At 72.0% G+C, this 13,674-nt stretch carries 13 protein-coding genes; 6 read left to right on the forward strand and 7 right to left on the reverse strand.

The genetic code is table 11. The features are described from left to right. The first annotated feature begins 82 nt into the window (after window positions 1-82). Complete coding sequence (locus IE226_RS18635; protein ID WP_190082398.1) at window positions 83-1,006, forward strand: LLM class F420-dependent oxidoreductase; 924 nt, start codon at window positions 83-85, stop codon at window positions 1,004-1,006. A gap of 426 nt (window positions 1,007-1,432) precedes the next feature. Then, on the forward strand, window positions 1,433-1,654 hold the full coding sequence (locus IE226_RS18640) for a hypothetical protein (RefSeq protein ID WP_190082399.1): 222 nt from the start codon (window positions 1,433-1,435) through the stop codon (window positions 1,652-1,654). 65 nt (window positions 1,655-1,719) lie between these two features. Here IE226_RS18640 and IE226_RS18645 read toward each other — a convergent pair whose 3' ends face one another. From IE226_RS18645 to IE226_RS18670, 6 genes are all read right to left on the reverse strand, one after another. Continuing rightward, window positions 1,720-2,202, reverse strand: a complete 483-nt coding sequence (locus tag IE226_RS18645; RefSeq protein ID WP_190082492.1) for a DUF6099 family protein — start codon at window positions 2,200-2,202, stop codon at window positions 1,720-1,722. A 242-nt stretch (window positions 2,203-2,444) separates the two neighbouring features. After that, entirely contained in the window at window positions 2,445-2,813 is a 369-nt protein-coding gene (locus tag IE226_RS18650; RefSeq protein WP_190082400.1) for a nucleotide pyrophosphohydrolase, read from the reverse strand. Then, the gene (locus tag IE226_RS18655; protein ID WP_190082401.1) at window positions 2,765-3,934 is read right to left on the reverse strand and encodes an AAA family ATPase; all 1,170 of its coding nucleotides are present in this window, start codon (window positions 3,932-3,934) and stop codon (window positions 2,765-2,767) included. Before IE226_RS18655 ends, IE226_RS18650 begins: the two co-directional genes overlap by 49 nt. 477 nt (window positions 3,935-4,411) lie before the next feature. Next, window positions 4,412-4,792, reverse strand: a complete 381-nt coding sequence (locus tag IE226_RS18660; RefSeq protein WP_160507707.1) for a cell division protein SepF — start codon at window positions 4,790-4,792, stop codon at window positions 4,412-4,414. Window positions 4,793-4,910: 118 nt separating this feature from the next. Continuing rightward, on the reverse strand, window positions 4,911-6,239 hold the full coding sequence (gene fes, locus IE226_RS18665; RefSeq protein ID WP_190082402.1) for an enterochelin esterase: 1,329 nt from the start codon (window positions 6,237-6,239) through the stop codon (window positions 4,911-4,913). 111 nt (window positions 6,240-6,350) lie between these two features. Continuing rightward, window positions 6,351-7,598: an epoxide hydrolase family protein gene (locus IE226_RS18670; protein WP_190082403.1), complete on the reverse strand. Its 1,248-nt coding sequence runs from the start codon at window positions 7,596-7,598 to the stop codon at window positions 6,351-6,353. Between the two features lie 119 nt (window positions 7,599-7,717). Between IE226_RS18670 and IE226_RS18675 the strand changes: the two genes are divergently transcribed. The 4 genes from IE226_RS18675 (at window position 7,718) to IE226_RS18690 (ending at window position 12,420) form a co-directional block, all read left to right on the forward strand. Beyond that, on the forward strand, window positions 7,718-8,527 hold the full coding sequence (locus IE226_RS18675; RefSeq protein WP_190082404.1) for an arylamine N-acetyltransferase family protein: 810 nt from the start codon (window positions 7,718-7,720) through the stop codon (window positions 8,525-8,527). A 97-nt stretch (window positions 8,528-8,624) separates the two neighbouring features. Next, window positions 8,625-9,032, forward strand: a complete 408-nt coding sequence (locus IE226_RS18680) for a TOBE domain-containing protein (protein ID WP_190082405.1) — start codon at window positions 8,625-8,627, stop codon at window positions 9,030-9,032. Between the two features lie 103 nt (window positions 9,033-9,135). Then, window positions 9,136-9,954 carry a molybdate ABC transporter substrate-binding protein gene (modA, locus tag IE226_RS18685; RefSeq protein ID WP_190082406.1) on the forward strand — a complete coding sequence of 273 codons (819 nt, stop codon included), beginning with the start codon at window positions 9,136-9,138 and terminating at the stop codon, window positions 9,952-9,954. A 189-nt stretch (window positions 9,955-10,143) separates the two neighbouring features. Beyond that, complete coding sequence (locus IE226_RS18690) at window positions 10,144-12,420, forward strand: ABC transporter permease (RefSeq protein ID WP_190082407.1); 2,277 nt, start codon at window positions 10,144-10,146, stop codon at window positions 12,418-12,420. Between the two features lie 247 nt (window positions 12,421-12,667). Here the strand turns inward: IE226_RS18690 and IE226_RS18695 are convergent, their stop codons facing one another. Further along, a complete protein-coding gene (locus IE226_RS18695; protein ID WP_190082408.1) occupies window positions 12,668-13,576 on the reverse strand; it encodes an aminoglycoside phosphotransferase family protein in 909 nt (302 codons plus the stop codon). Window positions 13,577-13,674: the final 98 nt, after the last annotated feature.

Here is a 13,674-nt window from a genome sequence, read left to right on the forward strand (position 1 = left end):
CCGGACAGCCAGTGCCGAAGCCTAACCTCCCGGCAACGGCGCGGCACTGAAACTGGCTCCGGCGTCCGGGCAAGATAGCTGTATGGACCTTCGAATCTTCACCGAACCGCAGCAGGGCGCGACCTACGAGACGCTTCTCCGTGTCGCCAAGGCCACCGAGGACCTCGGCTACAGCGCCTTCTTCCGCTCCGACCACTATCTCGTGATGGGCGCCTCCGACGGCCTTCCCGGCCCCACGGATGCCTGGATCACCCTGGCGGGACTTGCCCGCGAGACCCGGCGGATCCGGCTCGGCACGCTGATGACCGCGGGTACGTTCCGGCTGCCGGGCGTCCTCGCCATCCAGGTCGCGCAGGTCGACCAGATGTCGGGCGGCCGCATCGAGCTCGGTCTCGGCTCGGGGTGGTACGAGGCGGAGCACTCCGCGTACGGAATCCCCTTCCCGAAGGAGAAGTTCGGGCGCCTGGAGGAGCAACTCGCGATTATCACGGGCCTGTGGGAGACCCCGGTGGGCGAGCACTTCTCCTACGACGGCACTTACTACCAGCTCACCGATTCCCCTGCCCTTCCCAAGCCGGCGCAGTCCAAGGTGCCCGTCCTCATCGGCGGTCACGGCGCCAAGCGGACGCCCGCTCTCGCGGCCCGCTACGCGAGCGAGTTCAACATTCCCTTCGCCTCTCTTTCCGATACCGAGCAGCAGTTCAAGCGGGTGCGTGCCGCCGCCGAGGAGGTCGGTCGCAAGGCCGACGACCTCACCTACTCCAACGCCCTTGTCGCATGCGTCGGCAAGACGGACGCGGAGGTGAGGCGGCGCGCCAATTCGATCGGCCGCGAGGTGGAGGACCTGAAGGCGAACGGTCTCGCCGGCTCCCCGGCGGAGGTCGTCGAGCGGATCGCCGCCTATCAGTCCGTGGGCTCGCAGCGCATGTATCTCCAGATCCTCGACCTGGACGACCTGGACCACCTGGAACTCATCTCCTCGCAGGTCATGCCCCAGCTGAGCTGACCGGGGCGGGGCCGGCCGCGACGGAAGGGACCGGGGCGGAATCGGCCGGGGTGGAATGGGGCGGGGCGGAATGGGGCGGGGCGGAATGGGGCGGGGCGGGATCGGCCGTGTCAGGACCGGCCACGCCGGAATGGGGCGGGGCGGATACGGCGGCAGGACCTGCCGCGTTAGGACCGGCCGCGACAGAATCGGTCGGGGCGGAATCGGCCGCGTCAGGACCAGCCGCGACAGAGCCGGCCCCCGGCCGGGTGAAATTCCGTCAACCCTGCATCCGGTACGGCTCCGCCCCAGTGACCCGTCGCCGCGGGTGGTCGTTGGCTCGGGCGGAGCCGGACCGCCCGGCACCCGCGCCGGCGGCCGCTGCTGGTGCGCCGCTCGCATCAGTTGCCCTCCACCACCTTGAGGGCGAGGGCCGAGGAGGCCGTCATGTCGCAGGAATCCGTACCCGAGCAGGAGGGCGCGCACGAGCTGACCGCCTCGCAACAGGGCCCACCCAAGGGCCTGCTCCAGCAGATGGATGAGCTGATGGCCGCCCTCAACGCGGATCTGACGCAGCTCGACGCGGATCTGCAGCAGTCCGCGTCGGCAGGCGACACCGCGCCCCCTGCCCCTCGCCCTCCCGTCGACGATGAGTCCACCCGCTTCTGAAGGCGCCGTCGCTCGCCTCGGGCCCGTACCACCCGGCCTCCCTCGGCCCGTGTGACAGTGCCGGTTCATGGCGACCCCGCCGTCGAGTCGGCTTCGGGCAGGCGCTGTTCGCGCACCGCGAGTCTGCGCAGCATCTCGAGCACGCGATCCCTCGACTCGTCGGCGGCGTCGATCGCTTCCATGCACTGCCAGTACGCCCCCTCGCCGTCCGCGCCCATGGCCACGCCGACCAGTGCGATGCCCACCTCGCCGAGCAGTTCGTCGAGTGCCCGCAGAACGTCGTACGCATGGGTGATGCCCGTGAGCCGGGCCGCCCGTATGCCCTCGGCGCCGAGGGCAGGGCCGTCGAGGATGCCGTAACCCCGGCCGCCTACTTCGCTCAGGCCGAGTGCCTCGTCCCGTAACTCCGGCGGCCCCGCGATCGCGAGTCGGCTGCCGATCGCCTGCGCGAGCGTCTGGGACTGCCACACCTCGGTCACGATGTCCGACGACTCCTGGCTCCGCGCCAGAGCGCGTCTGCTCGCCTCGATGAGCCGCATCGCCTCCATGAGCACCCCCACCCGTCCCGTGCGCAACCGCCGCACGCTCGCCTCAACTCCTCTGTTCACTACCCACAGTGAGGGCCACCGGGACGAAAAGCCAGAGCAAGACGGAAATCTGTGGACAAGTTGTCGAGTGTGGATAACTTGTCCACTCCGGAGAGTGACGAGATGCGGAGTTGTGGATCGATGAACGGCGGCCGGCGGGGGCGGGCAGCTGGGCGTGCGGAGGGGGCGGCGGATTCACGAACTCACTTCGCCGGAAAGCGCAGTTCATTCCGGTCGATCTTCGCGGCGAGCGCCGCCAGCGCGTCGATGCCGAGCACCTCGCAGAATTGCAGGAGATAGGCGAGCACATCGGCGACCTCGTCCGTCACCCGGTGCGCCGAGTCCGGGTTGTCCATCACCCGCGCCGACTCGTCGGGCGTCAACCACTGGAAGATCTCGACCAGTTCGGATGCCTCCACGCTGAGCGCGGCGGCCAGGTTCTTGGGCGTGTGGTACTGCTCCCAGTCCCGCCGCGCCGCGAAGTCGGCGAGCCGGCGCTGCAATCCCGCTACATCAAGTTCAGTCACGGAACCAGGTCTACCACCGCGGCCCCGTCCGCTCCTGCGGCCCATGACGCGTCGTTCACCGTCCCGACGAGGCGGATGTGCCCGCGCTCGCAGGTGCGTACCGCGAGGTCGGCGAGTGCGCGCTTCTGCCGCAGGTCCAGGAAGTGGTCGAGGCCGTCAGCGAGCACGGTGAGGTTCTGGTACGCCGACGGCACCTCGCTCGCCGGGTCCACCGCGAGGACTCCGGGCCCGGTGAGCAGCACCAGGGCGAGCGCCAGATACCTCAGCTCGCCGTCCCCGAGCCGTCCGACGGGTGATCTGATGCCCCCACCCCGGTCGATGAGGGCCTGGACCGACCCGTCGTCGGCCACCTCGGCGAACACGTCGGCGACCGGGCCCGCGCACCCCGCCCGCACCGCCGCCACCAAGCGCGCGTGACGGTTGCCGCACTCCTCCCGCGTACGGAGAAGGACTTCGGCGAGGTTGCCGCAGCCGCTCGACAGGCGGCCCGCGCCGAGCAGTCCGGGAGGCACGGGCAGCCGCATGGCTCCGGGCCGGGGAGCGCACGGGAAGACCGAGCGCAGCGCGATCACCACCTGCTCGGCCGCCGCGAGCACCAGCCGCTGCCCCTCTGTCTTGCCGGCCACCCGCAGCGGAAGGAGCGCCGTGCCGAGCCGGTCGTCCGGCAGCGGGGCGCGCGTCACCGGCGACGCACCGGCCGTGTGCCAGGCCGCCTGCACCGCGCGCCGCCCCGGATCTCGCAGGGCCGTCTCAAGGAGGACGAGCCCGCCTCTGGTCAGCCGCTCGCCCACGACGCGCAGTTCGGGCTCGGCCTGTACGGCGACGTCGAGCCGCACCGCTCCGACGGGACCGTCGACCGTGCAGCCGATCCGGAAACCCCGCCGGTGCTGCCCGTCGCCCCGTGCGCGATCGGGCACGCAGGCCACGGGATCGGCGAAGACGTCGATGAGTTCCTCGCCCGCGCCGAGCCGGGCCAACGCCCCATAGGCGGCGAGCGCGGTGGACTTGCCGCTGCCGCTCGGCCCCGCGACGACGGTCAGCGGGCCGAGGGGGATCACGGCGCCCCGGTGCGAGGCGAAAGCCGAGAGCCGCAGTTCGGTGACGCGACTCCGGGCCGGACCACCCGACGGCGGCTCTGCGTCCGGCTCCGGCAGGTGCACTGTCATGCCCGGACGCTAGGCGGCAATGGTTCTGCCGAACCGTTTTGCCCCGATGACCTTCCTACGAATGAGGGATTCGGGCGGGGATGGCTGGGCGAGGGATGCCCAGGCGAGTGGCGCCTGGGCGAGGGACGCTCGGGCTCGGGCGGCTCGGGGTTTGTCGACCCGGGGTTGGTCGACCTGGGGTCGGCCGTCTCGGGGTTGGTCGGCTCGGGGTCGGCCGTCTCGGGGTCGGCCGTCTCAGGGTCGGCCGTCTCAGGGTTGAGACGGCCCGAACTCAGGCGGCCAGAGGAGTTCAGGCCGCCCGGATTCAGACCGCCCGGTCACAGGCGGCCCGGATTCAGGCTGCCCGGTCACAGGCGGCCCGGATTCAGGCTGCCCGGCCACAGGCGCACCGGATGCAGGCCGCCCGGATTCGGGCGACCCGGATTCAGGCCGCCCAAGTACAGGCGGCGTCAGGCCGCCCGGGCGCAGGCGCGCCCCCTACGACTGGGCCGCCGCGACAAGGCCCTGCACCTCGGTGCCGGGAGGGGCGAGCAGGAAGACGTTCTTGTCGACCCGATGCATCCCGCAACCGAGACCGAGGACCACGCCGCTGCTGAAGTCCAGGACGCGCTTGGCGACTTCCGTCTCGGCGCCGGTCAGGTCGAGCAGGACCGGAATCTGCGCCATCACCGTCTCGGCGACCTCGCGGGCGTCCGCGAAGATGTTCACCCGCATCACCACAAAACGCCGCCGCGCCTCGGTCTCCGCGTCGGGCATCGCGCGGTGCCCCGGCCACGAGGGCCATTCGTTGCGGCTGCGCAGCGGTACGACCTGGGCGAGCCCTTCCCACTGTTCATCGGTGACGTCGTGGCTGTTCAACGCTCCACCCCGTCCTGGCTCGCACTCGATATCTGCACTGGCTCATTCTTACGCGTCCTCACCCGTTCAGCCCAACAGCGACACGGGGCGGGCGGACCAGTCTGCCAGGCCGGGCGGGTCAGTGTCCCGGGAGTCCCGCAAGCCCTTCGGTGAGGCCGGCTTCCCAACAGGCCCAGTCGTGGCCGCCGTTGTACTCGTTCAAGGTCACCCGGCAGCCGCGCGAGTGCAGCGTCTCGTACAGCTCGCGGTGATGATCAAGAATTTCAGCCTCGCGCAGCCCGACGTCGAGGCGCACGGCGACGGGCGGCCGGGACGCACCGGCGCCGGGCCGGGAACCGAGCCGGGAGCCGAGCCGGGAAAGTTCCACGGACAGCCGCGCGGAGAGGTCCCCGGTGAGCGGCGCGGACTGGGCCAGGACATTGCCGAAGCGTTCCGGCCGCAGGAAACCCGCGTACAGGCAGACCAGTCCGCCGAGGCCCTGGCCCGCGACGAGCGTGCGCGCGGGGTCGGTGGTGAGGGGCCAGCGGCCGGCCGCCCACGGCAGCAGTTCGTCGGCGAGGAACCGCACCTGCACCTCAGGCTCGCCCATCTCCCTGCGGCGCGTGGCCCTGTCGACGGCGTCCGGGGCGAGGACGGCGAGCGGCGGCAAGGCGCCGTCGGCGATCAAGGCGTCAAGCCTGTCCTGGAGGGCGAGCCGCCCGAACCACATGTCGCCGTCGCACAGCACGAGCACCGGCAGTTCGGCCGCCGGGCCGCCAGGAGGGAGGTACGCCCACACGTCCCGCTCGGCGCCGAGCACCCCAGCGGGCAGCCGGTTCCGCTCGACCCTTCCCCTCGGCGCTCCGGCGGGCGGCTCTGCCCCCGGCCGCGCGGGGGCTTGCGGGAGCTCGTAGACGGAGGCGGAGCGATCCGACCAACGGCCCTGCATCCGGCGGGGGTTGAGCGGGTCGGGGGCGGCGTGCGCGGACAGGGAGAGCAGCCGTTGCCGGCGGAGGGCTGCGGACGCGGGCGGTTCGCCGGGCGAGATGTCGGCGGCCATGCGGTACGAGCCGCGGTGGTCGGCGCGTAGCCGGTAGGTGATGTGCCAGATGTCGGTGCCGGGCAGCGGGTCCAGCAGGGATGCCGCGAGGTCGGCGCGGTCCGCGATGCCCTCGGCGAGCAGCAGGACCTGCCGGGTGGCGCGGTGGCCGCGCCACAGGAACGTCACGTCACGGTGGCCCGGCTCGCCGTCGACGGCCTCGACCAGGGGTGTGCCACGGCGCGCGACATCCGCCCAGAACTCCTCGATGACGACGGCGACGGCCCGTGCCGCGTCGGAGGCACCGCCAACGTTGTCGGCGTCGTCGGCTTCGGCGACGCGGGCGGCGACCCGCCGGACGCAGGGCGCCGGGTCCGCGAGCCGGCGGGGCTCCGCGTCGGCCGCGGACACCCCCGTGGTCACGGTCATCCGCACACGAAGAGGACCCGCATCGTTCCCCGCCTTCCTGGTCCAGCACAGCCAATATCAACTTAGCTAAGCCTAACCTAACTCACAACCAATCGCGGTCACCCTTCCCCCTCAGCCCCGAGCCCTGAGCGGCCGGAAGAACTCCCGCAGCTCCCGCGCCACCTGCTCGGGTTCCTCGTGCGCCATGAAGTGCCCGCCCCGCTGCGGCGTGCTCCAGTGGCGCAGGTCGGTGAAGGTGCGCTCGGCCAGGCTCCTCGGATAGCCCGCGAACGCCGGTTCATTGCTGAGGGTGACGGCGCCGGGGACGGTGATGGGCGGCACCGGCTTGTTGCGGGGGTAGTCGTAGTACTGCCGGAACGACGAGCCGATGCTGCCGGTGGCCCAGTACAGGGTCGCGACCGTGAGCAGGGTGTCCTTGTCCCAGCGGGCCTCCAGATCGCCGCCGCAGTCGCTCCAGTCGCGGTACTTGTCGGCGATCCAGGCGACGAGCCCGGCCGGGGAGTCCATCAGGGCCGCGGCGATCGTGTCCGGGCGGGTGCACATGATCTCGCTGTAGCCCTGGTCGCCCGCGTCGTACGCGTCAAGGGCGTCGAGGAACGTCTGCTCCTCGGGGGTCGGCGGCTCGTCCTCGAACTGTTCCGTGATCACCGCGGAGGTGACGTGCACCCCGACCACGTCCTGCGGATGGAGCGCGCCGAGCCACTGCGTCACCCCTCCCCCGATGTCCCCGCCGAACGCCCCGAAGCGCGGGTAACCCAGCGTCTCGGTCATCAGCTCGTGCCAGATATCGGCTACGCCCCGGCGCGTGAACGGCTCGCGCGGCAGCTCGGAGTGGACGAAGCCCGGCAGCGAGGGGATCACCACGTCGAAGGCGTCGGCCGGGTCGCCGCCGTGCGCGGCGGGGTCGGCGAGGTGTCCGGCGACCCGCAGCATCTCCGCGAAGCTGCTCGGCCAGCCATGGCTCAGGATCAGCGGCAACGGCGCGGGCGCGCCTTCCGGGCGCCGGCCCCGCAGATGCACGAAGTGCACGCGCCGTCCGGCGACTTCGGCGACGTACTGGGGAAAGGAATTGAGCTCGCTCTCCGCGGCCCGCCAGTCGAAGCCGTCGGCCCAGTAGGCGACGAGTTCGCGCAGGTATCCGGGGTCGACGCCCGCCGCCCAGTACGTGGAGTCGGATGGCTGGGTGAAGAGGGTGCGCTTCAGGCGCGCCCGCAGGTCGTCCAGTACGTCGTCGGACACGGCCGTACGGAAGGGAACGGGCCCGGCGGTACGGGAAGCGGCGGTACAGGAAGAAGCGGGCCCGGTCGTACGGGACGAAGCGGATTCGGCCGTACGGAAAGCAGCGGATTCGGCTGGCATGGTTCCTTCGGGGCAGAGAGCAGAGGATGCGCCGCAGCACCGACAATCACCGAGAACCACCAAGGATCACGGCGGTGCGACAGGCAGGCCCATGATGCGCGACGCGCGAGAATCTGCCCATGGATTTTGACCAGACGGATGCCTACCTGCGCCGCATCGGCGCCGAGCGCCCCGCCGCTCCCACCACGCGGGCCCTGCACGATCTGCATCTCGCGCATCTGCGCGCCGTCCCCTTCGAGAACCTCTCCATCCACCTCGACGAGGACATCGAACTCACCGAGGAGTCCTTGGTCGCGAAGGTGGTCGGCGCCCGCCGCGGCGGCTTCTGCTACGAACTCAACGGCGCATTCGCGGCGCTGCTCACCGCCCTCGGCTTCGAGGTCACCCTGATGCAGGCCCGGGTGTACGACGCCTCCGGGCACCCCGGGATTCCCTACGACCATCTGGCGTTGCGCGTACGTACCTCCGACGGGGGCGACTGGCTCGCGGACGTCGGCTTCGGCACCCACAGCCACTTCCCGCTGGTCTTCGGCGAACGCGGTGACCAGTCGGACCCCGGCGGCACCTTCCGCATCACCGAGACTCCCGAGGGCGATCTGGACGTCAGCAGGGACGGCAAGCTGCAGTACGTGGCGGACCTGCGCCCGCGTGCCCTCGGCGACTTCACGTCCGGCGCATGGTGGCACCGCACCTCGCCCCGCTCCCACTTCACGCAGTCACTGGTCTGCTCGCTGCTCACCGAGGCCGGCCGGATCACGCTCAGCGGCCGCACCCTCACCACGACGACGGCCGGTGGGCGCCACACCGTCGAACTCGCCACGGACGCCGACGTGCTCGACGCGTACGCCGCACACTTCGGCATCGTGCTGAAGCAGGTACCGCACGTGAAGAAGACCGCGTACCCCTCGGGCGCCGCCGACCCCTCTTGAACTTTCCTCCAATGAGGTTGGCATCTACCGGCATCTGCCATGGACAATCGCCCATAGATGTTGTAGATGCCAGGTGATGCGGCTTATCGTGGCGCGTATGCAGTCCTACACGATCGGACAGGCGGCGCGTCTGCTCGGCGTCAGCCCCGATACGGCCCGCCGCTGGGCGGACGCCGGACGGGTCGCGACCCACCGCGACGAGGGCGGCCGTCGGCTCATCGACGGCCGCGACCTCGCCGCGTTCTCCGTCGAGGTCGCGCAGGGACAGGCGCATGGGGGCGCCGGCGAGGACGACGTCCCCTACACCTCGGCCCGGAACGCCTTTCCCGGCATCGTCACCGCCGTGAAGCTCGGCGATGTCGCGGCCCAGGTCGAGATCCAGGCAGGTCCGCACCGGCTCGTCTCGCTCCTGACCAGGGAGGCCGTGGAGGAGCTCGGTCTGGAGGTCGGCATGCAGGCGACCGCCCGCGTGAAGTCCACCAGCGTGCACATCGACCGCACCTGACCCCCGGTCCGCACTCCCGGTCCGCACCCCGGGTCCGCACTCCCGGTCCGCACCTATGGGCAGGGCCGCGCCGCCGGCCTCGCCCCCAAGGAGTTCCACGCTCATGTCCCCAGCTCTCAGCCCCGCCGGGCGCCGCACCGCCGGGCGCCGCACCGCCGCCGCCGTGCTCACGGCCGCCCTGCTCGTCCCGCTCGCCGCCTGCGGCAACGACGACGAGGGCGACGGCGCCGGGAAGGCCGCGGGCGACTCAGCCCAGAAGGCCGACCTGACGGTGCTCGCCGCGTCCTCGCTCACCGACGTCTTCAAGACTGCCGGTGCCGCGTACGAGAAGGAGAACCCGGGGACGAAGGTCAATTTCTCCTTCGCCGGTTCCCAGGAACTCGCCGCCCAGGTCAAGCAGGGCGCCCCCGCCGACGCCCTGGTCACCGCCGACACCAAGACCATGGACGGCCTGCGGTCCGACACCGGGGCGCCGTCCGTGATCGCCAAGAATCGCCTGGTCATCGCGGTCGGCGAGGGCAACCCGAAGAAGGTCGCCGAGCTGAAGGACCTCTCCGACAGCAAGCTGAAGGTCGTCCTCGCGGCGCCCGAGGTGCCGGTCGGCCGCTACAGCAAGCAGATCCTGGACGACCAGAAGATCGACGTGCGGCCGGTCTCGCAGGAGCCCAACGTCCGCGCGGTCCTGAGCAAGGTCGAACTGGGCGAGGCGGACGCCGGGCTCGTCTACAAGACGGACGCCGCCACCGCCACCGAGAAGGTCGACGCGGTCAGGATTCCGGACGGCGAGAACGCGATCGCCGAGTACCCCGCGGCCACCCTGAAGACGTCGGAACACGCGGACGCCGCGGCGGCGTTCGTGAAGTGGCTGTCCACGCCCGCCGCGCAGAAGATCCTGAAGAACGCGGGCTTCGAAAAGCCGTAGCAGCAGGAGCGGTAGCGGCAGTAGTCACACCCGTAGCCACTGCTTCGAGAAGCCGTGGCCGCACGAGCCGGGGTGAGGGGGCCGACCGCCTCCCCGGTCGGGGCCGCCGGGCCGTCCCCCGGCACGCTCCTGACGCCCCCTCACCTCGCGAGACCATCCCGAGCGCACCCCAGGGACCCAGGGACCACGATGAAACGCCTGCGCGGCCGTACCTCCGGCCCCCGCACCCCGATCGCCCTCGCGATCCCCGCGCTGCTCGCCGTCGCGTTCCTGCTCCTCCCGCTGCTCGGGATTCTCGTCCGCACCGAATGGGGCGAGCTCGGCGCCCATCTGACCACCGAGGGAACGACACAGGCGCTGAAGCTGTCCCTCGTCGTCTCCTTCTGGGCGCTGGCCCTCTCCCTGCTGCTCGGGGTACCGCTGGCCTGGCTCCTCGCCCGCGTCGACTTCCCCGGCAAGGCCGTCGTACGTTCCCTCGTGCTGCTCCCGATGGTCCTGCCGCCCACCGTGGGCGGCGTCGCCCTGCTGCTCGCCTTCGGGCGGCGCGGGCTGCTCGGGCCGTGGCTGGAGGACACGTTCGGGATCACCCTGCCGTTCCATACGTCGGGCGCGGTGATCGCGGCGACCTTCGTCGCGATGCCGTTCCTCGTCATCAGCCTGGAAGGCGCGCTCGGCGGACTCAGCCCGCGTTACGAGGAAACCGCGGCGTCCCTGGGCGCCTCGCCGGTACGGGTTTTCCGCACCGTCACGCTGCCCATGGTCGCCCCCGGGCTCATCGCCGGGGCCGCCCTGACCTGGGCCCGCGCCCTGGGCGAGTTCGGCGCGACCATCACCTTCGCGGGCAACCTCCCCGGCAGCACTCAGACCCTGCCGCTGCAGGTGTATCTCCTGCTCCAGGACTCCCCCGAGGCCGCGACATCCGTGTCGCTGCTACTGCTCGCCATCGCCATGGCGGTGCTCGTCGCGCTGCGCGGCCGCTGGATGAGCACTCCCGGCGGCCGACGGGGCAGGCGATCCGGAGAGCCCCGAGGCGCCAAGCAACTGCCGACCGAGCCGGACGCGCCCCGAGCCACGGAGCCGGAGCCCACCGTGGCCGGCGCGTCCGACGCCGGGACCGCCGGCGCGGGGGCGGCCGGTGCCAAGCCCACCGTTGCCAGTCCCGCCGATGCCGGGCCAGCCGTGGCCGGGGCGGCCATTGGCGGGTCCGACGTTGCCAAGCCCACGGTCGCGGGGACCGCCGATGCCGGGTCCACCGGTGCCGAACCCGCCGTGGCCGGGACCGCCAATGCCGAGTCCACCGTTGCCGGGGCCGCCGATGCCGAGCCCACCAATGCCGGTTCAGACGAACCCGAGCCCCCCAATACCGACCCCGCCGAACTCCCCCAAGCCAAGCCCGCACCGCTCACCCCACCCGCTCCACTCACCCCCGACCACTGGTCCCTGCACGCCGTCCTCACCGGCTTCAACCGGCTCACCCTGGACGCCGAACCAGGTACCACCATCGCCGTCGTCGGACCCAACGGTGCGGGCAAGACCACGCTTCTGCGCGCGCTTCTCGGTCTCACCCCGCGCGCCCATGCCGAGCTCCGTCTCGGCGGCACGGACGTCACCGGGCTGCCGCCGCACCGCCGGCACGTCTCCTGGGTGCCGCAGGACGGCGCCCTCTTCCCGCATATGAGCGCACTGGCCAACACGGCGTACGGGCCGCGCGCGCTCGGGGTTCCGCGTGCCGAGGCCCGGCGCCGCGCGCAGGAGTGGCTCGACCGGCTCGGAGTCGGGCACCTCGCGCACCGCAGGCCGGCCCAGGTGTCCGGCGGTCAGGCCCAACGGGTGGCGCTGGCAAGGGCGTTGGCCGCCCGCCCCCGGCTGCTCCTGCTCGACGAGCCGCTCGCCTCGCTCGACCAGACGACCCGCGCCCACGTACGCCACACCTTGCGCACGCACCTCGACACCTTCGGCGGGGTCTGCCTGATCGTCACGCACGACCCCGTCGAGGCGGTGTCCCTGGCCGACCGTGTTCTCGTACTGGACGAGGGGCTCGCCCTCCAGGACGAGACACCCGCCGAGGTGACACGGCGCCCCCGCTCCCCCTGGGTGGCCAGGATGCTCGGCCGCAACGCCTGGCCCGGCGTCGCGGCGCCCGAGGGCCTCGTCCTGCCAGGCGGGGGGACCCTCGTGACCGCCGACCCGCTCCCGCCCGGCACCGAGGCCCTGGCGATCATCGCGCCAGAGGCGGTGTCCGTGCACCGCGACAAGCCCACCGGCAGTCCCCGCAACGTCTGGCCCGGCACCATCCGCGAGATCACCGCGAGCGGCAGCCGCCTGCGCCTCCTGATCACCTCGCGGGAGGCTCCCGACCTGGTGGCCGAGATCACCCCGCAGGCCGCCGCCGAACTAGGCCTCACGGACGGGACGTCGGTGTGGACCAGCGTGAAGGCGACGGAGACGACGGTCGTGCCGACGTAGGACGCTCCGGCGCACCACACTTCGCCGGCGGACGGGGACGCCCGCGTCCGAGCGGCGCCGTGCCCACGTCAGCCGCGGCGCCGTGCCCGCGTCAGCCGCGGTGCTGGGCCCGCACCCAAGCGGCGCCGTGCCCGCGCCCGGGCAGTGCTGTGCCCGCACCCGGCAGTGCTGTGCCCGCGCCCTGGCAGTGCTGTGTCCCGCACCCGGGCGGTGCCGTGCCCCGCACCCAGGCGGCGCCGTGCCCGCGTCAGCCCCGGAGCTCGTGATCGGCGAGGACCTCCGCGATCAGGTGCTGGTCGAGTGCCGCCTGCTGCGGGTCGGTGTCGATGTGCTCGGACAGGGTCAGCAGGCACTTCCACAGCAGCCAGCTGCGGGCCCGCGCCCAAGTGCCCTCGTCCTGGCCGACCGCGCCGCGGAACGCCTCCCGGCTCTCGCCCGAGAACATCCCCCACGCGATCACCAGATCGCAGGCCGGGTCGCCGACGCCCGAGGTGCCGAAATCGATGACGGCGGTCAGCTTGCCGTCGGCGACCAGCAGGTTGCCGGGGGCGACGTCGCCGTGGAACCACACGGGCTCCCCGCGCCACTCGGCGGCGAGTGCGGCCTCCCAGACGGCCGCCGCCCTGTCCGTGTCGACGCGGCCCTCAAGGGCGGCCAGGCACCGCCGGGTCTCCTCGTCGTAGTACGCGGGGGACGCCCCCCGATACCAGCTGTGCTCGCCGGCGAGCGGGCCCCCGGTGGTGTCGCAGCGCTGGAGGGCGAGGAGGAACTCGGCCACGGAGAGCGCGAACTGGGCCATGTCGTCGATGCGTCCGGCAGCCGCGGTCTCACCGTCGAGCCAGCCGCGCACCGACCACGGGAAGGGGTAGCCCTCGCCCGGAGCGCCCTGGCCGAGGATCGGCGGGACGGCGTACGGCAGGGACGGCGCGAGGCGGGGCAGCCACTCGCTCTCCTTGGCGACCGCGGGGACATAGCCCGCGGCCGTGGGCAGCCGGGCCGTCAGGGTGTCACCGAGGCGGTAGGTCCGGTTGTCCCAGCCGTCGACCTGAACCGGCCGCACCGGAAGATCGCGCCATTGCGGGAACTGCGCGGCGACCAGACGCTTCACCAGGGCGGCGTCGATCCCCGCACGGCCGTCGGGAGGGGTCGGAACCATACGGGGATCATCACCTTCACCGATCGCTCGCCGCAATCAATTATCTAGTTGTCCAGCGATTGGAACGACTTCAGTCAACAATGATCACAGCCGCCGTG

This window comes from Streptomyces longisporoflavus, assembly GCF_014649775.1.
Classification (GTDB): Bacteria; Actinomycetota; Actinomycetes; order Streptomycetales; family Streptomycetaceae; genus Streptomyces; species Streptomyces longisporoflavus.

What these genes read in the sequence shown, in the direction of transcription:
- IE226_RS18635 (WP_190082398.1), top strand. Translation starts at nt 83, where the DNA reads ATGGACCTTCGAATCTTCACCGAACCGCAGCAGGGCGCGACCTACGAG.
- IE226_RS18640 (WP_190082399.1), top strand. Translation starts at nt 1,433, where the DNA reads ATGTCGCAGGAATCCGTACCCGAGCAGGAGGGCGCGCACGAGCTGACC.
- IE226_RS18645 (WP_190082492.1), bottom strand. Translation starts at nt 2,202, where the DNA reads ATGGAGGCGATGCGGCTCATCGAGGCGAGCAGACGCGCTCTGGCGCGG.
- IE226_RS18650 (WP_190082400.1), bottom strand. Translation starts at nt 2,813, where the DNA reads ATGGGCCGCAGGAGCGGACGGGGCCGCGGTGGTAGACCTGGTTCCGTG.
- IE226_RS18655 (WP_190082401.1), bottom strand. Translation starts at nt 3,934, where the DNA reads ATGACAGTGCACCTGCCGGAGCCGGACGCAGAGCCGCCGTCGGGTGGT.
- fes (WP_190082402.1), bottom strand. Translation starts at nt 6,239, where the DNA reads ATGACCGTGACCACGGGGGTGTCCGCGGCCGACGCGGAGCCCCGCCGG.
- IE226_RS18670 (WP_190082403.1), bottom strand. Translation starts at nt 7,598, where the DNA reads ATGCCAGCCGAATCCGCTGCTTTCCGTACGGCCGAATCCGCTTCGTCC.
- IE226_RS18675 (WP_190082404.1), top strand. Translation starts at nt 7,718, where the DNA reads ATGGATTTTGACCAGACGGATGCCTACCTGCGCCGCATCGGCGCCGAG.
- IE226_RS18680 (WP_190082405.1), top strand. Translation starts at nt 8,625, where the DNA reads ATGCAGTCCTACACGATCGGACAGGCGGCGCGTCTGCTCGGCGTCAGC.
- modA (WP_190082406.1), top strand. Translation starts at nt 9,136, where the DNA reads ATGTCCCCAGCTCTCAGCCCCGCCGGGCGCCGCACCGCCGGGCGCCGC.
- IE226_RS18690 (WP_190082407.1), top strand. Translation starts at nt 10,144, where the DNA reads ATGAAACGCCTGCGCGGCCGTACCTCCGGCCCCCGCACCCCGATCGCC.
- IE226_RS18695 (WP_190082408.1), bottom strand. Translation starts at nt 13,576, where the DNA reads ATGGTTCCGACCCCTCCCGACGGCCGTGCGGGGATCGACGCCGCCCTG.